The sequence below is a fragment of the Streptomyces sp. NRRL F-5126 genome, from assembly GCF_000721265.1.
Classification (GTDB): Bacteria; Actinomycetota; Actinomycetes; order Streptomycetales; family Streptomycetaceae; genus Streptomyces.
On record NZ_JOFZ01000001.1, the window covers coordinates 492,456 to 511,711 of the forward strand.

Below are 19,256 nucleotides of genomic sequence, written 5' to 3' on the forward strand. Positions count from 1 at the left end.
AAGTCTGGGCAGAGTCCGCTCAGCGGACCCTGCGCCCGCTGTGCCCGGTGGCCCGCATCCGCACCGCGGTGGCCGGTATGCCGAACCCCGTGGAGCTGCCGGCGTCCTTCAACGGACCGTGCACCAGCCCGTCGAGCACCGGACCCGGCTCAGCGTACGGCTCCAGTACGACGGTCATCCGTGCCCGGAACTTGCGCTGTCCGCGTTTCTTCATGGTCAGCCTGGCCCGCGCGCCGGCCACGCCGGGCAGGGTCTCCGCTTCCGTGGCCATCGCACTCTCCAGGGCGCTCTTGCGCAGCCGGGCGCCGGACCGCCGCAGCAAGAGCGACGCCGGCCCGCGCGACCTCCCCTGCGCCAGCAGCCAGACGAGGAAGAGCAGGAAAAGCACCGCGAGACCGCTGATGACCACGGGGGCCCACCAGTCCTGATCCCGCATCCTGTCGAGCGCGGCACGGTCGATCAGGTGATCGTACGCACGGGGGCCGCGCCACCAGGAGGGCAGCTGCCAGGACACCTCGTCGCGGTCGACCAATGCGTTGACACCGAGCCGGCCGCCCCCTCCGAGGAGAACGAGCCCGATTACCATGATCAGCAGCCTGTTCAGCGCATTCCTCACACCACTCAACGCCTTTCCGCACTCGCGTCGCTGCCGTGTGGCCTATTTCTTTCCGCCCGTGGCCACGGGCGTGTCCGCGCTGCCGACGGACTCCGTCTGCTCCGGGACGGGAGGTGTCCAGTCGCCATCCGGCCTCACCCGTATGGCGAGGCGAGGCGGCCTGGCGAGCCCCAGCGCGTCACGCTTGGTCGTGAGGGCGCGCGTCAACTCGGCCTCGACCTCGGTCGGGTCGCCGAAGCGCACTGTCGCCCGCACGCGCACCTTCCGGCGCCGCACCCGGACTTTCGCGTCGTCCGTACCGGGAACTTCCAATGCCACGTCACGCAGCAGCAGCGCTGTCGCCGACCGGTCAAGGAACGCCCGTACGTCGCCGCCGGGCGGTTTCATCGGCGCACGCTTGCGCGCGCCCGGTGTCATCGCGAGCCAGATCAGCCAGAGCCCCACCACGACCAGCACCGCCGCCGCTACGACTGCGAGGGTGTCCGTGACACTCATCCCGTACAGGCGGTCGAGCAGCGCATGGCGCCAGGGCGACGGCGTCCCGCCGAACCGAACCGACACCACGTCGTACAGCACCGCTGCGCAGGCGACCGCGCCGAGCAGCGCACACACCGCGGCCGGAGCGCGCCGCGCCGACCACGACCGACGCGGCTTCGGCACGGACGGGAACTCGACCGGTTGCCCTTCAGGTTGCTGACTCATGACCACACCCGCCTTTCCGCATTGAGCGACTGGACCGGCGTAAGCCTTCCCACCAGCACATCCACCGAGATGACCGGCACACCGGTCAACTCCGCGGTGCGAGCCCCGACATGTCGCGTCACCTGCGCGCACACCCCGTCGATGTCAACCGGATACGGGAGGTCGACCTCAAGGGCGATCTTCGTCCTGCCGCGACGTGTGTCGGCGTCGGCGCGCGCCGCCGTGTGGGGGCGCGGCTCGAGTGCCTCCCTTGCGGCCTGTGCCGCGATCCGCCGCGTCGCCCGCTCGCTGATGACCGTCGCTCCCCGGCTCGCCGGCTCCCCCGGATCCCGGGGCGGGCCCTGCGTCATCACGGCTTCCTGCGCCGGTCCGGGTGCAGGATGTCTTGAACGTCGAGATCGCCGTCGACCATGCGGCCGACAAAGAATCCGACCGCTCCAAGCGCTGCCACCAGCAGGAACGCCCCGAAGCCGCCGAAGTAGCCAGCGAAGCCGAGCGCCATTCCCACTACGAGGCCCAGCGCGGACCACCCTTTCATCACTCCTCCTACTGCACGCGCAGTTCGCCGTCGGTCTCCGCGTCGTCATCGGGCAGATGCACGTCGCCGACTGCGATGTTGACCTCGACGACTTCCAGTCCCGTGATCCGTTCGAGCGCTGCGATCACGTTCTCCCTGACATCGGCTGCGCAATCCTGGATCGGGACGCCGTACTCCACGACGATGTCCAGGTCGACGGCCGTCTGCCGCTCACCCACCTCGACCTTCACCCCCCGCCCGAGGCCGGCGCGGCCACCGCCGCCCGGCACCTTGTCCCGCACGGCCCCCAACGTTCGGCTGAGGCCACCTCCCCCGAGCGCGTACACGCCGCGGACCTCGCGCGTGGCCATGCCCGCGATCTTCTCCACCACGCCGGTGGCGATGATCGTCCTGCCGCGAGTGCCGGCGGGCTCGTCCGTGCCCCTGTGGCCCGCGTCCACTGTCGTGAGCCCCTGTCCGCTCCCGGGGCGCGGGCTCTGCGAGGACGAGCCGTTCGGCGCCGCGGGGATGCCCGTCTTGCCGGTCGAAGCCGTGGGTGTCGTCATGGGGTACTCCTCGGATCGTCTGTGCTCGCTGCCCGCGGGGAGCAGCGTCGCCGTGTGCCGGACTGTTTTGCGCCGACAAACGTTGGACCCGCCTCCGACCCATTCCTCACGCGCCCGAAGCGAATTGATCGAAATTTTTTTCTCGGCGGGCAGGCGTGACGATCGGGCCGCCCACCGTGTCCAAGGTCATGTACAGCCAACGGGGAAAGGAGTTCGTTCGTGCCTGTTGAGGAGTCGGCGCTCAGACGCGCCAGAGCACCGGAGCACCGCATCTGGCCCGACGATCCCTTGTTGGCCGTGCGCGCCGGCGAGGGCGACACGGACGCCTTCGAAAGGCTTGTCCGCCGGCACACCCCCGTGCTGCTGGCACTCGCGAACCGCCTGCTCACGGACGCTGGTGATGCGGAGGACGCCGTGCAGGACGCGTTCGTGAGCGCGTGGCGACGGCTGCCCGAGTTCCGGGCGGACTCGTCGTTCCAGACGTGGATGTACCGCATCGTGACGAACAGGTGTCTCAACCAGCTGCGCTCCCGGCGCCCGACGACCACGCTCGACGCGGTCCCGGAACCGCAGGCACCCGACCACTACGCGTCGCCGTCCCGTGCCGCGGAGTCCTCCGCGGTGGTGTCGGATCTCCACAGCGCGCTCGGCCGGCTCTCCCCCGAGCAGCGGGCATGCTGGCTCCTGCGCGAGATGCACGGTCTGTCGTAAGAGGACATCGCGTCGGTGGTGGGGATCAATCAGGAGGCCGTACGCGGCAGGATCTATCGGGCACGCCGCTCTTTGACGGAGGCGATGGTCGCATGGCGATGAACACGAACCCGCCGAACACGCCCCCGTGGGAGCAGGACGGCGAAGGGGACCGGGTGCATGGGGACGACGAACTGCTCCCGTGCGGTCGTTCCCTCGCGTGGCTGTGGGAGGAGTGGGACGACGGCGATGTCCGCCCCGACCCTCATGTGGCGCAGTGCCCCCACTGCACGGCCGCTCTGGGCCGGCTCAGCGCCTTGCAGGACTTCGTCGGCCGCGCCACGGACGACGCGGCGGGCCCGGCCGACGGCGCGACTGAGTCGATCGCGAGCCGCACCGAGTCGGTGACGGCCAGGGTGATGGACATCGTCCGGCTCGAGCTCCGCCCCGGGCTCACCCTGCCTCTCGGGGAGCCAGAGGAGGACTCCTGGATCGTGGAGGCCGCCGTCGCCAAGGTTCTGCGCACGGCGGCCGAGACTCTGCCCGGCGTGCGGGCGGGCAGCTGCCGGATCCGTCCGGTGGCGGCAGACGATGTGGGGGTCCGGGATCCCTTGCCGGACGTGCCGTTGCACCGCCCCGTCGACGTCTACGTGGAGTTGGCGGTGTCGACGTCATGGGCGATGCCCGAACTGGCCCGCCAGGTGCGCGAGCGGATGTTGGCCGCCGCTGACGAGGCGGTGGGCATCGATGTGCGGTCGATAGACGTCTCGGTGATCGACCTCCTGGACGAGGAGGCGGTCGACGCGGTGACCGGGGGCGAGAGCGAGCGAGGTGCCCGATGGTAAGCAGGCGCGACATGGCGGCCCGGCTCGCCCAGGAGGCGGCCGCCGTAGCACGTGGCACGGACGGCGTGGCGTTCCTGAGGCCAGGTCTCGGGGATGTCGTCCGCGGTGCCGCCCGTCTCGCGCCGCCGACGGGCGGGGTCCGTGTCCGGTACGAGGCGGACCGGGCGCACTGGCGGATACAGATCCAGCTGGTGGCGGCACAGGATCGCCGTGCGGTGGACGTGACCAGGGCTGTGCGCGCCGCCGTCGAGTCGGCGGCGAGCGCGGTGCTCGCCCGGGCGGCGGCAGGCGGGCCGATGCCGGCGAGGGTGGACGGGTGCCACGTGTCCGTGTCCGTCACGATCACGGGCGTCGCCTGAGGGACGGCGGGGTGGGACGGAAGTCGCTCGCGGGGTACCCGGGCAGAGTCCGGTACGGAAGGAGGGCCTGTGGGAAAGGCAGAGTCGCTGCGGCGTTACCGCGGCAAGCGCGATTTCGGCGCCACGAGCGAACCGAGCGGCGGCACGGGTGACCTCGAAGCGCGAGAGGGCCAGGGGCACGGGTGGCAGGGCAGCGCGGGTGGCGGCCAGGCGTCGTACGTCGTGCAGATCCACGATGCAAGCACGATGCACTTCGACTTCCGCCTTGAGGTGGATGGTGTACTCAAGTCCTGGGCCGTCCCCAAGGGGCCTTCCACGGATCCCGGGGACAAGCGTCTGGCGGTCCCGACCGAGGATCACCCACTGGAGTACCGCGAGTACGAGGGCGTCATCGGCCGGGGGCAGTACGGCGCCGGAACGGTGATCGTGTGGGACGCGGGTACGTACCGGCCGCTCAACAAGGACGGCGCCCCTGGGGACGAGGCATCCTTCGCGAAGGCGCTGGCGAAAGGGCATGCCAGCTTCTGGCTGGACGGACCGAAGCTGAAGGGTGGCTTCTCGCTCACGCGCTTCCGCGGTGGTGGCGGCACGGGCCGCGAGAACGACGGCGAGGAAGCATGGCTGCTGGTCAAACGCTCCGGCACGGGCGCGGACCGCTCGGGCCGCACCACGCCCGACCCACGCAGGGCCAGGTCTGCGAGGTCGGGCCGTACCTTGCGGCAGGTGTCGCAGGGGGCGGGAACCGGAGGCGGGAAGGGGACAACCACGTCATGAGTGAGCTGCTTGCCTCCCTGACCGACGATGAGCGGCGGCTGCTGTCCGACGCCCCGTCGGGTGCCGAGTTGGCGGCGCAGCCCATGCTGGCCACGCTGAGCGACCGCAGGGATTTCCACGCGGGCGGGTGGATCTTCGAGCGAAAACTCGACGGGGTCCGTGTTCTGGCCGTGCGCGACATGCGGGGCGTGCGGCTCCTGTCGCGCACCGGTCAGCGTCAGAACGCGACGTACCCCGAGATCGTGGACGCGCTGCAGGAGCAGGGGTCCACCGACTTCGTGCTGGACGGCGAGGTCGTGGCGTACTCCCACGGGCGTACTGATTTCTCCCGTCTCCAGCAGCGCCTCGGCATCACCGACGAGCGCCGGGCACGCGCCAGCAAGGTCGCCGTCACGTACTACGTCTTCGACATCCTGCGGTTGGACGGCGCGGACCTCGCCCGACTTCCGTTGCGGGCCCGGAAAGCGCTGCTTCGCAGGGCCCTGTCGTACCGTCCGCCGGTGCGTTTCACCCCGCACCGTAACGACGGCGGTCAGGAGCTGCTGGATCAGGCGTGTGCCCGGGGCTGGGAGGGGCTGATAGCGAAGCGCGCCGCGGGGGGCTACCAGCCGCGCAGGTCGGGCGACTGGCTGAAGCTCAAGTGCCAGCGGGGCCAGGAGTTCGTGGTCGGGGGCTTCACGGAACCCGCCGGCTCGCGCACGGGCTTCGGCGCGCTGCTGCTGGGCTACTACGAGGGCGCGCAGCTGCGGTACGCGGGCAAGGTGGGGACCGGGTACGACCGTGCCACGTTGCACGACATACGCAGCCGGCTCGACGAACTGGCCACCACCACCAGGCCGTTCGACGACCAGGTGCGCGAGCATACGGCGCGTTGGGCGCGGCCCGAGCTGGTCGCGGAGGTCGGCTTCAGTGAGTGGACCAGGGACGGCATGCTGCGCCATCCGCGCTTCCTGGGCCTGAGGCGGGACAAGAGACCGCGTGAGGTGGTTCGGGAGAAGCCGGTCGCCGGTTGAGGTGCGGCTATCGTTCGCCCATGAGCCTTCGTGACACCGTTCCGTCCTCGGTCGACCCCGCCGAACTGATAGCCGTGGGCTGCCGGATCCTCGCCTACCAGGGGCTGGCGGAGGACATTCTCGGCCACATCAGTCTGCGCGACGCGGACGCGCCCGACGCCCTGCACGTACGGTGCCGTGGGCCGCGCGAGCGTGGCCTGCTGTTCACCGAGCGGGCCGACGTGCACCGGGTGGCGCTGCGGGGACCGGCATCCGGCCTGCCGGACGGGGTGAAAGCGCCCAACGAACTGCCCATTCACCAAGAGGTGCTGAAGGCACGCCCGGACGTGCGGGCGGTGGTGCACGTGCACCCGCCGTCGGTCGTGGCGGCGGACCTGGGCGGGCTGACGCTGCGCCCGATCGTGGGGGCGTACAACATCCCGGCGATGCGAATGGCGCTCGGCGGCATCCCCGTCTATCCGCGCGGCGTGCTGGTCACGCGGCCCGAACTCGGCAGGGAGGTGGCGGACGTGCTGGGTGACCGTCCCGCGTGCGTGCTGCGCGGGCACGGCATCGTGGCGACGGGTAGGACCGTGCAGCAGGCCGTCGTCAGGGCCCTCAACCTCGACGCCCTGGCAAAGATCACGCTGGCGGCGCACGCGCACGGCACCCCGCCCGTGCTGCCGGACGCGGACATCGCGGAGCTGCCCGACCTCGGCGACGGGTTCAACGACGAGATGGTGTGGCGGGCGAACGCGGCCAAGCTGGCCCACGCCGGCCTCGGGCTCTGACGGCCACCCGTCGGCGTCAGCGGCGAGCGTCCCCGCCGGGCCCGCCCGCCTTCGGGCCCGCGTCGGCCCCGGTGACTGCGACGGAGCCACCGCTCGCAGGGGATCCGACCCGGCCGCGTACCCGGAACCATCCCGCGACCAGGGCCAGCGCGATGACCGGCACGATCAGGATGGTGTTGCGGCCCACCGGCTTGTCGAACCACATCAGGACGAGCACGCCCGCGAGGAACGCCAGCGTGACGATCTCCACCACCGGAGAGCCCGGCAGCCGGTACGCGGGGCGCTGCACGCGCCCCTGCTTGGCCCTGCGCACGAAGACCAGATGGCAGAGCATGATCATGCCCCAGGCCGTCAGCACGCCGAGCGACGCGATGTTCAGGACGATCTCGAACGCCTCGCCCGGCACCACGTAGTTCAGGCCCACGCCGAGGACGCAGACGCTCGCGGTCAGCAGGATGCCGCCGTAGGGCACCTGGTGGCGGTTCATCCGGCCGGTGAAGCGCGGCGCCGAGCCCGCCATGGCCATGGAGCGCAGGATGCGGCCCGTCGAGTAAAGGCCCGAGTTCAGGCTGGACATCGCGGCGGTGAGCACGACGAGGTTCATCACGCCGCCCGCCGCCGGCACGCCGATCTTCGACAGCACGGTGACGAACGGGCTCTGCGAGGCGGAGAACCCCGTGTACGGGACGAGCAGCGCGAGCAGCACCACGGAGCCCACGTAGAACACCATGACCCGCCACATGATCGAGTTCACCGCGCGCGGCACGATCTTGTGCGGCTCGGCCGTCTCGCCGGCGGTGACGCCGATCAGCTCGACGGCCGAGTACGCGAAGACCACGCCCTGGAGCACCACGACCACCGGCAACAGCCCCTGCGGGAAGATCCCGCCGTGACTGGTGAGGATGTCGAAGCCGGGCGTCCTGCCGCCCACGGGATGCTGCGTGACCAGCAGGAACACACCAATGCAGAGGAAGACGACGAGCGCCGCGATCTTGATGATCGCGAACCAGAACTCCATCTCGCCGAAGATCCGCACCGAGATGAGGTTGATGGACAGCACGACGGCCAGCGCGATCAGGGCGAGCAGCCACTGCGGCACGGCGGTGAACATCCCCCAGTAGTGCACGTACAGCGCGACCGCCGTGATGTCGGCGATGCCGGTGGTCGACCAGTTGACGAAGTACATCCAGCCGGCCGTGTACGCGCCCTTCTCGCCGAGGAACTCCCGCGCGTACGAGACGAAGGACCCCGACGAAGGCCGGTGCAGCACCAGCTCGCCGAGTGCCCGCACGACGAAGAACGCGAACAGCCCGCACACCGCGTACGCCACCGCGAGCGCCGGGCCTGCCGAGACGAGCCGTCCTCCCGCGCCCAGGAAGAGGCCGGTGCCGATGGCCCCGCCGATCGCGATCATGTTGATGTGGCGCGACTTGAGGTCTTTGCTGTAGCCGACGTCGCCCGCGTCCGCCCGTCCGGCGGCCGCTTCCGCGCCGGCCTGACCGCCGCTGCCCCGGGTGTCGGGGTCCTGGACGGTCTTTTCGCTGCTCACGATGTGTTCTCGCTTCGTTCGTGGGGGGAACCGGCCCACCATAAGTGAGCCGAGCACGTCCTCATGCCCCGCAATTGGCGATCCAGGCGGGAGATTGATCACACATGCAAAGGCGTGGGGTTTGCGTGATCGCAGTGGCCGCGGTGATCGCCGTACGATCGAGCCGCCGGCGCCCCCACGGCGCCACCGCCCGACTCGCGGCAGAAGGAACGACACCGTGAAAGCAGCTCTGTACCACCGCAACGGATCCGCCCGCGACGTCCTCCTGGTCGAGGACATCGACCGTCCGGAGCCCGGCCGTGTGCAGGTCAGGGTGCGTGTCGCCCTGTCCGGACTCAATCCGACGGACGTGAAGACGCGCGAGGGCGCCACCGCGCGCCCGATCGACGGCTTCCAGGTGCCGCACCAGGACGGTTCCGGTGTGATCGACGCCGTGGGTGCGGGCGTGGACGCGGCGCGGGTCGGGGAGCGCGTGTGGCTCTGGCTCGCCGCGTTCGGCAACCGGTACGGGAGCGCCGCCGAGTACTGCGTCGTGCCGGCGGATCGCGCCGTGCCGCTGCCCGGCAACGTGAGCGACGTGCTCGGCGCCTGCCTCGGCGTGCCGGCGATCACCGCGCACCGGTGCCTGTTCGCCGACGGACGCCTCAACGGCAGGACGGTCCTCGTCGCGGGCGGCGCCGGCGCGGTCGGCCACTACGCGATCCAGCTCGCCAAGCAGGCCGGCGCGAAGGTGATCACCACCGTCAGCAGTCCCGAGAAGGCGGAGCAGGCGGCCGCGGCCGGCGCCGACCACGTGGTCAACTACCGGGAGGCGGGCGCGATCGACCAGGTCAGGGCGTACGCGGAGGGCCGCCCCGTGGACCGGATCGTCGAGGTGGCACTCGGCGCGAACCTGGAACTCGACCTTGCCGTCAGCGGCCCGCGCACGGTCATCTCCTGCTACGCGGCGGCGGGGGACGTCTCGCTGCCGGTGCGCGCCCTGATGACCGCGAACGTCACGCTGCGCTTCGTGCTGCTGTACGGGGTGCCCGCCACGGACCTGGCCGAGTCGGTGGCGGAGGTCAACGCCGTCGCGGCTGCGGGCGCGCTCACGCCGCTGCCCGAGCACCGGTACCCGCTCGCGGACGTCGCCGCCGCGCACGAGGCGGTGGAGCAGGGCGCGGTCGGCAAGGTCCTGCTGGACCTTGCCGACCGCTCGGGAGCCTCCGCCTGAGCGCAGCCGCAAGAGGCGTGCCGGCCCGCGGGTACGTCGGCCCGCAGGTACGTCGGCCCGCGGGTACGTCGCCCCGCAGGTACGTCAGCCCGTGTGCGCGCAAGGGCCGCCGTGCCAGCGGGACCTGGCCGCCTCCACCCGGTACAGGTAGTCCGCGTACGCCTCCTCGTAGTACGCGACGCCCTCGGGGTCCGGGTCGACCACGAGGTCGGGCGCCGTCCACCGCGCCGTGTCCACCGCGAGGCCCAGGTCGGCGCCGCGCGCGGCGAGCGCCGCGAGTACGGCGCCGCGCGCGCCCGGCTCCGGGCCGCGGGCGACCTTGAGCGGTCGGCCGAGCACGTCCGCGAACACCCGCAGCCACGGCAGGCTGCGCGCGCCGCCGCCGCACACGCCGAGCTCGCCCGTCAGGCCCGCCGCTTCGAGGCAGTGGCGGGCCGCGAACGCGATCGCCTCGCACATGGCCCGTACGAGCTCCGCGCGCGAGGCCCGCAGGTCGAGGCCGGTGAACTCGGCGCGGGCGCGCGGGTCCACGAACGGGACGCGCTCGCCCGAAGGCGACAGGTACGGCAGCGCCGCGACTCCCCGCGCGCCGCGCGGTGTCTCGTCCAGCATCCCCGACACGTGCTCGTGCCGTGAGCCTGTCATGCCCAGAACCCAGTCGAGGGCGACCGTGCCCGTCATCGCGGGCAGGGCGCGCAGGTTGCGGTCGGCGCGGTCGGTGGCCAGGTGGAAGCCGACGGGGTCGCCGTCGCGCACCACGCGCTCGGCGACGACCTCGCAGGCCAGCGTCGTGCCGATGATGAGCAGCCCGTCACCCGGCTCGGTGATACCGGCGCCGAGCGCGCAGGCCGGCAGGTCGTAGGGCCCTGAGCTGACGGGTGTGCCCTCGGGCAGGCCGGTGCCGTCGACGTCGCCGCGCGCCCGCCCGAAGGGGACCGTCGCAGAGACCGGCGGCAGCAGTCCTTCGCGGTGCTCGATGCCGAGCGCTTCGAGGACCTGCGGCGAGTAGGTGCGGGTGGTCGGGTCGAGGAACGGCACCGAGGCGTCGGACAGGTCGGTGCAGCGCTCGCCGGTCAGCCGCAGGTGGAGGACGTCCTTGCAGCACGCGGCTGTCGTGGCGGCGTCGAGCGTCGCGGGCTCGTTGCGGTCGAGCCACGCGAGCAGCGCGCCGGGGGAGCCCGGGAACAGCACGTTGCCGGTGTGCCGGAAGAGCCGCAGCGCCGTGCCGTCCGCCATCCAGCCTGCGACGAGATCGCCCGCTCTACCGTCCATCCACGACAGCGCGGGCCGCACGGGGTGCCCTTCCGCGTCGACCAGCCACAGGCCGTCGCCCTGCCCGGTCATCGCCACGAGTGCCGGCGGGCCGCCGTCGGAGCCCCCGCCAGCTCCGCCGCCCGCGGCACCGTTCGCACCGCCGCCCGCGACAGCGTCGATCACACGCACCGCCGCGCGTACGACCTCGTCGACGTCCTGCTCGACGCGCTCGCCGCTGCCGCCGAGCGACACCGGCACCGACTCGGTGCGCAGCGCCGTGCCGTCCTCCGCGAAGGCCACCGCCTTGGCGACAGACGTTCCCATGTCAAGTCCGACGAACACCGTGTGCCCCTCTCAGACGACTCAGATCCCGGACGGCTCGGACGACTCAGACGACTCAGACGACACGGTGGGCCAGCGGCTCACCGCGCAGGTACCGGCCCACCTCGGCGGCCGCGATCCGCGCCGCGTTGTGCGCGACCGCCGTGTTGGCGCCCGCCAGATGGGGCGTCATGACCAGGCGGGGTGCCGTGCGCAGCCGGCTGTCCGCGGGCGGCGGCTCGACGGCGAACACGTCGAGCGCCGCGCCGGCGAGCCGCCCGGACTCAAGGCCGTCGCACAGGGCGTCCTCGTCGAGCAGGGCGCCTCTCGCGCAGTTGACGACGACGGCTCCGTCGGGCAGCAGCGCGAGTTCGCGGGCGCCGAGCAGCCCGCGGGTCTCCGCGGTGAGCCGGGCGTGCAACGAGACGACGTCGCTCGCACGCAGCAGTTCGTCCAGGGTGGCTACGGCGGTCGCGCCGGCGTCGCGCAGGGTGGCGGCGTCCGCGTACGGGTCGTACACGAGGACGCGTGCGCCGAAGGCCGTCAGGGCCCTGGCGACCCGGCTGCCGACCGCGCCGCAGCCGACGAGCCCGACGGTCGCGCCGTCGAGTCCTGGGCCGCAGTTCTCGTACGTGTAGAACTCGCCGGCCCAGCGCCCGGACCCGAGCGCGGCCGATGTCTCGGGGATGCGGCGCATCGCGGCGAGCATCATCGCGACCGTGTACTCGGCGGTGGCGGCGGCGTTGCGTCCCGGCGTGTTGCACACGCGCACGCCGTGCTCCTCAGCGGCTTCCAGGTTGACGTTGACGGGTCCGCCGCGCCCGACCACGACCAGGCGCAGCGAGGGCGCCGACGCGAGCACCTTTGCGGTGACGGGCCCCATCTGCGTGAGGCACACCTCGGCGTCGCCGAGCGCCTCGATCATCGTGTCCTCGTCGCCCGACGCCTCGTCGACCTCGGAGACGGGGCCGAAGGGTGTGAGCGGCCAGGGCAGCGTCAGCGGGGCCACCGTGTGGCCGTGGCCATCGCCGAGTACGGCGGCGAGCTCCCGGGCGAAGAGGTCGGGGGCGACGAAGTGGTCGCCTGCGGCGAGGATTCTCATCGGGCGGGGCCTCCCTGGCGGTCGGGGCTGCGGGCTGCGGGCTGCGGGCTGCGGGCTGCGGGCTGCGGGCTGCGGGCTGCGGCGCGGACGCATCAGAGACTACGGCCGCCGCCCGCGCGGCCGGCGCTCCCGGCGCGCGCCGGGCGAAACCAATCGCGTACTGGAACGTAGGGTGAGGCGATTCGGACCAGGTGGCCCGACGACGTGGCCCGACGACGTGGGAGCAGGTGGGACCGTGGCAACGGCTGACGACGACGGCGTATGGCTGGGCATCGACCTGGGCACGCAGAGCGTGCGCGCGCTCGCGGTCACGTCGGGCGGGCGCGTAGCGGCCCGGGGCTCCGCGCCCCTGACCGGCACGCGCGACGGCAAGCGGCACGAACAGCTGCCCGCCGACTGGTGGTCGGCCACGGTCGACGCGGTGCGCCAGGCCGTACGCGGCCTGGCGGCGCCCGTCGACGCGCTCGCCGTGTGCGGCACATCGGGAACGGTGCTGCTGACGGACGCCGAGGGCGAGCCCGTGTCGCCCGCGCTGATGTACGACGACGGGCGCGCGGTCCAGGAGGCGCGCCGCGCGCAGGAGGCCGGCGAGGAGCTGTGGCGGGAGCTGGGGCAGCGCATCCAGCCGAGCTGGGCCCTGGCCAAGCTGGTCAGGCTCGCCGGGGGCCGCACCGGAGCAGGCGACAGCGGCCCGCGGACGGGGGCGCGCGTGTGCCACCAGGCCGACTTCGTCACCTCCCGCCTCGTGGGACGGCCGGTCGCGACGGATTCCAGCCACGCGCTCAAGTCCGGCTACGACACGAGGCGGCGCGCCTGGCCGACGGACGTACTGGACGCGCTGGGCCTCGGGGGCCTCACCTTCCCCGACGTCGTGCTGCCCGGCACCGTGCTCGGCACGGTCGGAGCGGCGGCCGCCGAGGAGACGGGCCTGCCCGCGTCCACCCGGGTGATCGCCGGGATGACCGACGGCTGCGCCGCCCAACTCGGCTCAGGTGCCTGGGAGGTAGGACGCTGGAACTCCGTGCTGGGCACGACGCTCGTCATCAAGGGCGTCACCGCCGAGCCCCTGCACGACCCGGCGGGCGTTCTCTACAACCACCTGTCCCCCGACTCCACCTGGCTGCCCGGCGGTGCTTCGAGCGCCGGTGCGGGCGCCCTGTCGGCGGCGTTCCCCGGCGCCGACCTGGCCGCGCTCGACCGCGCGGCGGCGGACCGCGAGCCGGCCGGCGCGATCACGTACCCGCTGGTCTCGCGCGGCGAGAGGTTCCCGTTCCTTGCCCCGGACGCCGAGCTGTTCACGCTCGGCACCCCGGCGGACGACGCCGACCGCTACGCGTCCCTGCTCCAGGGCGTGGCGCTGGTGGAGCGGCTCTGCCTCGCGTACGTACGGCAGTTGGGCGCGCGCGTCGACGGGCCGATCGCCTTCACGGGTGGGGCCACGCGCAGCGCGTACTGGAACCAGCTGCGGGCCGACGTGCTCGGCAGGCCCGCGACCGTCCCGGAAGGGGCAGGCTCCGCCCTGGGCATGGCGGTACTCGCCGCACGGGGCGCGGGCGTGCCCCCGGAGGCACTGGGGTCCATGGTCCGCGTCGCGGACGAGGTCACACCGCGGGACGCCGTGAAGGAACGCTTCGACGGTGTGTTCCTCGTGCTGGTCGACGAGTTGGCGCGGCGCGGCTGGCTGCCCGAGGAGACGGCACGGTACGCGCGCGAGAAAGGATGAGGAAGGATGGCGGTCCCCCGATGAGGCCCGACGAGACGGAACCCGACGCGGCGAGGTCCGCAGAGACGGAGCCCGGCGAAGCGGCCACGCTCTTCCTCGCCCGGCACGGTGAGACGGTGTGGCACGCCGAGAACCGGTACACCGGCACCAGCGACATCGCCCTCACCGCACGCGGCGAGGCGCAGGCCGAGGCGCTCGGCCGCTGGGCCGCGGCGGCCCGGCTCGACGCGGTCGTGGCGTCCCCGCTCTCCCGCGCGCGCCGCACGGCAGCCCCGGCGCTGCGTACGACCGGCCTGCCCGAGACGCTCGAACCGGGTCTGCGGGAGCTCGATTTCGGCATCGCGGAGGGCCGGACGCTGGCCGAGGTGGCGTCGCGGGACCCGGGCGCGGTCGAGGAGTTCGTGCGCGCCCCGGCCACCCGGCCGCTGCCCGGTGGCGACGACCCCGTTGCCGCCGCCGCCCGGGGCGCGGAGGCGCTGTGGCGCGTCGCTGAAGCACACCGCGGCGGCAGGGTGCTCGTCGTCGCCCACAACACCCTGTACCGCCTGGTGCTCTGCCACCTGCTCGCCATCCCGCTGGACGACTACCGCCGCGTCCTGCCCGGCCTGGGAAACGGCGCCGTGACGGAGCTGCGGATGTGGACGGGGGGGCGCCGGCAGGCGTCGCTCATGTCGTACAACGTGCCGACGGAGCAGCCGCCTTCCGGCCCGGCTACTTCGTGAACAGGGAGTTGAGCGCCGGGTAGTCGAGCGCGCCCTCCAGGGGCCCGTACGTGCCGTCCTTGAGCAGTGCGACGGCGGCGGCACGGGCCGCGGTGTAGGCGGCCTGGGCGGCGCCCGTGCCGATGCTGACCCGGCGGACCCCAGCGGCGGCGAGTTCGGCGACGGCAGGCGCGCCGGGGCCCGCCATGACGTTCACAGGAAGCGGCCCCTCCGCGATCGCGCGCAGCGCGTCGAGGTCGAGCAGCCCGGGCACGAAGATGCCGTCGGCGCCGGCCTCGGCGTACGCGGCGGTGCGCGCCCGTACGTCGTCGAGGCGCCCCTCGGGTGCGCCGACGCCGCGCAGGTACACGTCGGTCCTGGCGTTGATGACCAGTTCGGGCAGGCCCGCGGCGGTGGCGGCCTCGCGCGCCGTGCGGATGCGCGCGGCCTGCTGCCCCGCGGAGTAGAGCCCGCCGCCGGGCGCGCCCGAGTCCTCCAGGTTGACGCCGACGGCGCCCGCCGTGACGAAGTGGCGTACCGCCTCCGCGATGTCGCCGTATCCGCTCTCGGCGTCGACGGTGACGGGCACGTCGACGGCGGCGGCGATCCGCGCGGCGGCGCCCGCCATGAGCTCCAGGTCGGCGTGTTCTCCGTCGCCGCGCCCGAGGGACCACGCCACGCCGCCACTCGTGGTGGCGATGGCCCGCGCGCCGGCCTCGGCGATCACGGCGGCGCTGGCCGCGTCCCAGGCGTTGGCCAGGACGAGGACGCCCTCCTCGGTCAGGGCGCGCAGCCGCAGGGCCTTTTCCCGTGAGGCGGCCGGGTGCGTGTCAGCAGTCATGGTCTTCCCCGTGCTCCTAGTCGTGGCCGTGGTCGTGGCCGTGGGGCCGATGTCACGGGAAGACTACGCGGCAAGGGCATGCACCGGGCCGGATTCGGGCCTGCGGCCACTCGGGCAGCGGCAGGCGTGCGGCGGCCGAATGCGAGTGCCAGGCCGCACCATGACGATGCCCGGGGATGAAGGGTGAAGCCCGCCGCCTCCTCCCAGCGGCCGGCCGGGGCGCCGCGGCGGCCGCGCCGCCCCGACGGCAGCGGGACGGGTTGTGGTCGCGCGCGGGCTGCCGGCCTTCCGGTTCCGGGCGCGGTGGCTCACCCGCGTGCCGAGCGCGGCGTGGCAGACGGTGGCCGTCCCCCGTGCGAGCTACGTGCAAGTACCCCCTGCGCGGTGACGATTTCAGCTTCCCCGATCCGTAGCGTTCCCGGCAGCCGCGGCGCTCCGGCCGCGGGTTCCTGAGGAGTGTTCTATGAGGTTGGTGTGGCAGCTCCTGGCCGTGGCGGCGATCGCCGAGGCGGGTAGCCAGGCCGTTGCGGTCGTGCAGGACAACCCGTGGCTCACACTGGTGATCGGTGTGGCCACGGCGGTGTTCTCGGTGCTCGTCTACGCGTGGGTGGTGCGGCGCACCGAGCACCGCACGGTGGAGGAGGTGGCCCGCGAGGGCGCGGCCGGCGCGGTCGGCCGGGGGGTGCTGATCGGCGTCGTGTGGTTCGGGGTGGTCATCGCCAACATCGCTCTGCTCGGCGACTACCACGTGCACGGCATCGGCTCGGTGACGGGCGCGGTGGGGCTCGTCGGCTTCATGGCTGCCGCCGCCGTGACGGAGGAACTGCTGTTCCGCGGCGTCCTGTTCCGGATCGTCGAGGGCCGTTTCGGCACATGGATCGCGCTGACCGCGACCGGCGTGGTGTTCGGCTGCTCGCACCTGCTGAACAAGGACGCCACCGTATGGGGAGCCATTGCCATCGCGCTTGAGGCGGGCGGCACGCTGGCCGCCGCGTACGCCGCCACCCGCAACCTGTGGGTGCCGATCGGCCTCCACTTCGGCTGGAACTTCGCCGAGTCGGGCATCTTCAGCACCGACGTGTCGGGCAATGGCACCACGCACGGGCTGCTCGACTCCGCGACCTCCGGCTCCTCGCTCGTGACCGGTGGCGCGTTCGGCCCGGAAGCGAGCGTCTACGCGGTGCTGCTCGGCGCGCTGGTGACGGCCGCGTTCCTGTGGCTGGCCCACCGGCGCGGCCGTCTGGTGCCGCTCCGCCGCAAGGCCGAACGGGCAGGCGCCGCCGCTACAGTTGCCCCGTGATCGATCCCGCGCGGCTGCCCGGGCCGTGGCGCCGCTTCGCCGCCACCGGGTGGTACCTCCCCTTCGCGGTAGTGCTGTTCGCTCTCTCGCTGCTGCCGGAGCTCCGCGGGTACGGCACGCGGCTCGGCGACGTGCCGACGCACTCCTTCGACGCGCCGGCCGTCGTGGTGGTCGCTGTGCAGTGCCTCCCGCTCGCCGTGTGCCGCCGGTGGCCCTTCGCCGCGCTCGGTCTCGTGTCGCTCGGCTTCGCGGCCGACCAGCTGCGCGGCTACCACTCGCCCGCCGGAACCGCCCTGCCCCTCGCGCTGATCGTCGCGGGGTACGCACTCGGCCGGCACCGGCGGGCCGCGGTGGCCCTGTTCACCGCCGCCTACGCGGTGCTCGCTCTCGCGCTGTCCCGGCTGGGCTCCGGCGAGTCGCCGGACGAGTACGTGACGTTCTACCTGGCCCTTGCCCTCGCGTGGGGCATCGGGGTGTGGCTGCGCGCCACCCGGGCCGCCGAGGCCGAACGCCGCCGCCGCGTCGCTCAGGACACGCGCACCGCCGAACGCGCCCGCATCGCCCGCGAACTGCACGACGTGGTGACCCACCACGTCACGGCGATGGTCGTCCAGGCCGAGGCCGCACGGTACCTGACCGTCTCGCCCGACCGCCTCGACCACGCCCTGACGGCCGTCAGCGACACCGGCCGGCTGGCCATCACCGACCTGCGGCACCTGCTCGACCTGCTGGCGCCCGGCCACACCGGCGAGGACAGGGAGCCGGCCGCCGGCCGGCTGCTCACCCTCGTGGAGCAGACCCGCAGGGCGGGCCAGCCGGTGGAGTTCACCGAGGAGGGCACCCCGGCCGAGTCGACCGGCAGCGCCGGCCTCGTCGCCTACCGCGTCGTGCAGGAGGCGCTGACCAACGCCCTCAAGTACGCTCACGGCAGCCGCACTTCGGTTCAGGTGCGCCACGGCGACAGGGAGATCAGCGTGGAGGTCGGGACGGACGCGCCCGCGTCGCAGGACGTCTCCGCCTCGCAGGACGCGCCGCGGGCGGTGTCGCCCACCGGCGGGAGCGGGCGCGGCCTGGCGGGCCTGCGGGAACGGGTCGACGTCCTGGGCGGCGAGTTCAGCGCGGGCGCCCGCGCGGGCGGCGGCTTCGTCGTGCGGGCGCGCATACCCGCGGGGAGCGGTTCGTGACCGCGCCCACCCGGGTCCTGGTCTGCGACGACCAGATGCTGGTGCGCACCGGACTCGTGACGATCATCGACGCGCAGCCCGACCTGGAGGTCGCGGGCGAGTGCGGGGACGGCAGGACCGCCGTCGACCTCGCGGAGAAGCTGCGCCCCGACGTGGTGGTGATGGACATCCGCATGCCGGTGCTCGACGGCATCGGGGCGACGCGCCTGCTGGCCGGCGCCGGGGCGCGGAACCCCGTGAAGATCCTCGTGGTGACCACGTTCAACCTGGACGAGTACGTCTACGAGGCGCTGCGCGCGGGGGCCTGCGGCTTCCTGCTCAAGGACGCGCCGCCGGACCGGCTCCTGCACGGCATCCGCACCGTGGCCGCGGGCGCCGCGCTGCTCGACCCCGACGTCACGCGCCAGCTCGTGGGCCGCTACGCCGCCCGCATCCGCCCCGCGGAGGCCACGGCGCACGAGAGCCCGCTGACGCCGCGCGAGCTGGAGGTGCTGCGCCACATCGCGGACGGCCTGTCCAACAGCGAGATCGCCGCGACGCTCCTGATCAGCCAGGAGACCGTCAAGACCTTCGTCTCCCGCATCCTCGCCAAACTCGGCCTGCGCGACCGCGTCCAGGCGGTCATCTACGCGTACCGCAACGGACTGGCGACCTGACGGGCCGCCACACCGCCGCTCCGGACTCCTCCCGGGCCTGCCGGGCCCAGGAGAGGTCCTGCCCGAAGGCGTTACTGGAAGCTGACCGCCGTGGGCTTCACCACGTAGACGACCCGGTCGGGCGCGTCCGGCGGCGGCCCGTCCAGCTCCATTCCGTACCGCTGCGCGAGCGTCATGAAGAAGGCGCCGGACGGGTCCTCGTCGATGCGTACCACCTCGCCCCGTACCTCCAGGTAGCGGTACGGCCGCTCGGGATCGTTGACGGACACCGCGACACGCGGATCGGCCGTCACGTTACGGTACTTGTAGCGGGTCGTGGTGTTCGTGAAGCGCACGAACACCCCGTCCCAGGAGAACCACATGGGGTTCACCTGTACCCCGCCCGCCGCGCGGATCGTGGCCAGATGGCCGAACAGCGGCCTCTCCAGCAGGTCCGCATGACTGTCGGGAACGAGACTGTCTGTCATGCCTGCACTTCCTGTCGGACTTCATCCGGCGCGGTTCTCCCCGGATGCCTGCTGCCGGGTGCGCAGCAGGGGCCGGCAGAGATCAGTGAGTCT

At 72.9% G+C, this 19,256-nt stretch carries 21 protein-coding genes and 1 pseudogene; 12 read left to right on the forward strand and 10 right to left on the reverse strand.

Going from position 1 to position 19,256, the window contains the following annotated elements:
• Positions 1 to 19 precede the first annotated feature (19 nt).
• The 5 genes from IH48_RS0102265 to IH48_RS0102285 all read right to left on the reverse strand — a co-directional run bounded on the left by IH48_RS0102265 (position 20) and on the right by IH48_RS0102285 (position 2,401).
• The gene (locus tag IH48_RS0102265) at positions 20 to 586 is read right to left on the reverse strand and encodes an alkaline shock response membrane anchor protein AmaP (RefSeq protein ID WP_158710224.1); all 567 of its coding nucleotides are present in this window, start codon (positions 584 to 586) and stop codon (positions 20 to 22) included.
• A 72-nt stretch (positions 587 to 658) separates the two neighbouring features.
• Positions 659 to 1,318: a DUF6286 domain-containing protein gene (locus IH48_RS0102270; protein ID WP_158710225.1), complete on the reverse strand. Its 660-nt coding sequence runs from the start codon at positions 1,316 to 1,318 to the stop codon at positions 659 to 661.
• Positions 1,315 to 1,668, reverse strand: a complete 354-nt coding sequence (locus tag IH48_RS0102275) for a hypothetical protein (RefSeq protein WP_030898352.1) — start codon at positions 1,666 to 1,668, stop codon at positions 1,315 to 1,317. The genes IH48_RS0102270 and IH48_RS0102275 overlap by 4 nt, the downstream gene beginning before the upstream one ends.
• On the reverse strand, positions 1,668 to 1,856 hold the full coding sequence (locus tag IH48_RS0102280) for a hypothetical protein (RefSeq protein ID WP_030898356.1): 189 nt from the start codon (positions 1,854 to 1,856) through the stop codon (positions 1,668 to 1,670). Before IH48_RS0102280 ends, IH48_RS0102275 begins: the two co-directional genes overlap by 1 nt.
• 8 nt (positions 1,857 to 1,864) lie before the next feature.
• Complete coding sequence (locus IH48_RS0102285) at positions 1,865 to 2,401, reverse strand: Asp23/Gls24 family envelope stress response protein (RefSeq protein ID WP_030898360.1); 537 nt, start codon at positions 2,399 to 2,401, stop codon at positions 1,865 to 1,867.
• A 270-nt stretch (positions 2,402 to 2,671) separates the two neighbouring features.
• On the opposite strand from IH48_RS0102285, the pseudogene IH48_RS32910 reads away from it, so the two are divergent.
• From IH48_RS32910 to IH48_RS0102315, 6 genes and pseudogenes are all read left to right on the forward strand, one after another.
• Positions 2,672 to 3,214 (forward strand): annotated as a pseudogene (locus tag IH48_RS32910) (RNA polymerase sigma factor).
• Positions 3,205 to 3,936: a hypothetical protein gene (locus IH48_RS0102295; RefSeq protein WP_030898361.1), complete on the forward strand. Its 732-nt coding sequence runs from the start codon at positions 3,205 to 3,207 to the stop codon at positions 3,934 to 3,936. The pseudogene IH48_RS32910 and the gene IH48_RS0102295 overlap by 10 nt, the downstream one beginning before the upstream one ends.
• Positions 3,930 to 4,295: a hypothetical protein gene (locus IH48_RS32915; protein ID WP_037840789.1), complete on the forward strand. Its 366-nt coding sequence runs from the start codon at positions 3,930 to 3,932 to the stop codon at positions 4,293 to 4,295. The genes IH48_RS0102295 and IH48_RS32915 overlap by 7 nt, the downstream gene beginning before the upstream one ends.
• Before the next feature lie 69 nt (positions 4,296 to 4,364).
• The gene (locus IH48_RS0102305; protein ID WP_030898367.1) at positions 4,365 to 5,069 is read left to right on the forward strand and encodes a DNA polymerase ligase N-terminal domain-containing protein; all 705 of its coding nucleotides are present in this window, start codon (positions 4,365 to 4,367) and stop codon (positions 5,067 to 5,069) included.
• Positions 5,066 to 6,082 (forward strand): non-homologous end-joining DNA ligase, encoded by a 1,017-nt coding sequence (ligD, locus tag IH48_RS0102310; protein ID WP_030898370.1) that lies wholly within the window; start codon positions 5,066 to 5,068, stop codon positions 6,080 to 6,082. The genes IH48_RS0102305 and ligD overlap by 4 nt, the downstream gene beginning before the upstream one ends.
• Before the next feature lie 20 nt (positions 6,083 to 6,102).
• Positions 6,103 to 6,852, forward strand: a complete 750-nt coding sequence (locus IH48_RS0102315; RefSeq protein WP_030898374.1) for a class II aldolase/adducin family protein — start codon at positions 6,103 to 6,105, stop codon at positions 6,850 to 6,852.
• Between the two features lie 16 nt (positions 6,853 to 6,868).
• Here IH48_RS0102315 and IH48_RS0102320 read toward each other — a convergent pair whose 3' ends face one another.
• Positions 6,869 to 8,401 carry an amino acid permease gene (locus IH48_RS0102320; RefSeq protein ID WP_051838986.1) on the reverse strand — a complete coding sequence of 511 codons (1,533 nt, stop codon included), beginning with the start codon at positions 8,399 to 8,401 and terminating at the stop codon, positions 6,869 to 6,871.
• A 217-nt stretch (positions 8,402 to 8,618) separates the two neighbouring features.
• Here IH48_RS0102320 and IH48_RS0102325 point away from each other — a divergent pair, with 217 nt between their 5' ends.
• A complete protein-coding gene (locus tag IH48_RS0102325; protein ID WP_030898379.1) occupies positions 8,619 to 9,614 on the forward strand; it encodes an NADPH:quinone reductase in 996 nt (331 codons plus the stop codon).
• Between the two features lie 84 nt (positions 9,615 to 9,698).
• On the opposite strand, the gene IH48_RS0102330 is transcribed toward IH48_RS0102325, so the two are convergent.
• Positions 9,699 to 11,210: an FGGY-family carbohydrate kinase gene (locus IH48_RS0102330; RefSeq protein WP_030898381.1), complete on the reverse strand. Its 1,512-nt coding sequence runs from the start codon at positions 11,208 to 11,210 to the stop codon at positions 9,699 to 9,701.
• A gap of 55 nt (positions 11,211 to 11,265) precedes the next feature.
• On the reverse strand, positions 11,266 to 12,291 hold the full coding sequence (locus IH48_RS0102335) for a 2-hydroxyacid dehydrogenase (protein WP_030898382.1): 1,026 nt from the start codon (positions 12,289 to 12,291) through the stop codon (positions 11,266 to 11,268).
• A 235-nt stretch (positions 12,292 to 12,526) separates the two neighbouring features.
• On the opposite strand from IH48_RS0102335, the gene IH48_RS0102340 reads away from it, so the two are divergent.
• Positions 12,527 to 14,014, forward strand: a complete 1,488-nt coding sequence (locus IH48_RS0102340; RefSeq protein WP_030898383.1) for an FGGY-family carbohydrate kinase — start codon at positions 12,527 to 12,529, stop codon at positions 14,012 to 14,014.
• Between the two features lie 20 nt (positions 14,015 to 14,034).
• Positions 14,035 to 14,736, forward strand: coding sequence for a histidine phosphatase family protein (locus IH48_RS0102345; protein WP_051838988.1), 702 nt, complete (start codon positions 14,035 to 14,037; stop codon positions 14,734 to 14,736).
• Here the strand turns inward: IH48_RS0102345 and IH48_RS0102350 are convergent.
• Positions 14,726 to 15,556, reverse strand: a complete 831-nt coding sequence (locus tag IH48_RS0102350) for an isocitrate lyase/PEP mutase family protein (protein ID WP_030898386.1) — start codon at positions 15,554 to 15,556, stop codon at positions 14,726 to 14,728. The two genes, IH48_RS0102345 and IH48_RS0102350, sit on opposite strands and share 11 nt — an antisense overlap.
• 463 nt (positions 15,557 to 16,019) lie before the next feature.
• Here IH48_RS0102350 and IH48_RS0102355 point away from each other — a divergent pair, with 463 nt between their 5' ends.
• From IH48_RS0102355 to IH48_RS0102365, 3 genes are read left to right on the forward strand one after another with little or no spacing between them, the layout of a single operon-like run.
• The gene (locus IH48_RS0102355) at positions 16,020 to 16,856 is read left to right on the forward strand and encodes a CPBP family intramembrane glutamic endopeptidase (RefSeq protein WP_030898388.1); all 837 of its coding nucleotides are present in this window, start codon (positions 16,020 to 16,022) and stop codon (positions 16,854 to 16,856) included.
• Positions 16,853 to 18,040 (forward strand): sensor histidine kinase, encoded by a 1,188-nt coding sequence (locus tag IH48_RS0102360; protein ID WP_030898389.1) that lies wholly within the window; start codon positions 16,853 to 16,855, stop codon positions 18,038 to 18,040. Before IH48_RS0102355 ends, IH48_RS0102360 begins: the two co-directional genes overlap by 4 nt.
• Positions 18,037 to 18,696, forward strand: coding sequence for a response regulator (locus tag IH48_RS0102365; protein WP_030898391.1), 660 nt, complete (start codon positions 18,037 to 18,039; stop codon positions 18,694 to 18,696). The genes IH48_RS0102360 and IH48_RS0102365 overlap by 4 nt, the downstream gene beginning before the upstream one ends.
• 71 nt (positions 18,697 to 18,767) lie before the next feature.
• Here IH48_RS0102365 and IH48_RS0102370 read toward each other — a convergent pair whose 3' ends face one another.
• Positions 18,768 to 19,163 carry a PPOX class F420-dependent oxidoreductase gene (locus tag IH48_RS0102370; protein ID WP_030898393.1) on the reverse strand — a complete coding sequence of 132 codons (396 nt, stop codon included), beginning with the start codon at positions 19,161 to 19,163 and terminating at the stop codon, positions 18,768 to 18,770.
• Positions 19,164 to 19,256 lie beyond the last annotated feature (93 nt).

What these genes read in the sequence shown, in the direction of transcription:
- IH48_RS0102265 (WP_158710224.1), bottom strand. Translation starts at nt 586, where the DNA reads ATGGTAATCGGGCTCGTTCTCCTCGGAGGGGGCGGCCGGCTCGGTGTC.
- IH48_RS0102270 (WP_158710225.1), bottom strand. Translation starts at nt 1,318, where the DNA reads ATGAGTCAGCAACCTGAAGGGCAACCGGTCGAGTTCCCGTCCGTGCCG.
- IH48_RS0102275 (WP_030898352.1), bottom strand. Translation starts at nt 1,668, where the DNA reads ATGACGCAGGGCCCGCCCCGGGATCCGGGGGAGCCGGCGAGCCGGGGA.
- IH48_RS0102280 (WP_030898356.1), bottom strand. Translation starts at nt 1,856, where the DNA reads ATGAAAGGGTGGTCCGCGCTGGGCCTCGTAGTGGGAATGGCGCTCGGC.
- IH48_RS0102285 (WP_030898360.1), bottom strand. Translation starts at nt 2,401, where the DNA reads ATGACGACACCCACGGCTTCGACCGGCAAGACGGGCATCCCCGCGGCG.
- IH48_RS0102295 (WP_030898361.1), top strand. Translation starts at nt 3,205, where the DNA reads ATGGCGATGAACACGAACCCGCCGAACACGCCCCCGTGGGAGCAGGAC.
- IH48_RS32915 (WP_037840789.1), top strand. Translation starts at nt 3,930, where the DNA reads ATGGTAAGCAGGCGCGACATGGCGGCCCGGCTCGCCCAGGAGGCGGCC.
- ligD (WP_030898370.1), top strand. Translation starts at nt 5,066, where the DNA reads ATGAGTGAGCTGCTTGCCTCCCTGACCGACGATGAGCGGCGGCTGCTG.
- IH48_RS0102315 (WP_030898374.1), top strand. Translation starts at nt 6,103, where the DNA reads ATGAGCCTTCGTGACACCGTTCCGTCCTCGGTCGACCCCGCCGAACTG.
- IH48_RS0102335 (WP_030898382.1), bottom strand. Translation starts at nt 12,291, where the DNA reads ATGAGAATCCTCGCCGCAGGCGACCACTTCGTCGCCCCCGACCTCTTC.
- IH48_RS0102345 (WP_051838988.1), top strand. Translation starts at nt 14,035, where the DNA reads ATGAGGCCCGACGAGACGGAACCCGACGCGGCGAGGTCCGCAGAGACG.
- IH48_RS0102350 (WP_030898386.1), bottom strand. Translation starts at nt 15,556, where the DNA reads ATGACTGCTGACACGCACCCGGCCGCCTCACGGGAAAAGGCCCTGCGG.
- IH48_RS0102355 (WP_030898388.1), top strand. Translation starts at nt 16,020, where the DNA reads ATGAGGTTGGTGTGGCAGCTCCTGGCCGTGGCGGCGATCGCCGAGGCG.
- IH48_RS0102370 (WP_030898393.1), bottom strand. Translation starts at nt 19,163, where the DNA reads ATGACAGACAGTCTCGTTCCCGACAGTCATGCGGACCTGCTGGAGAGG.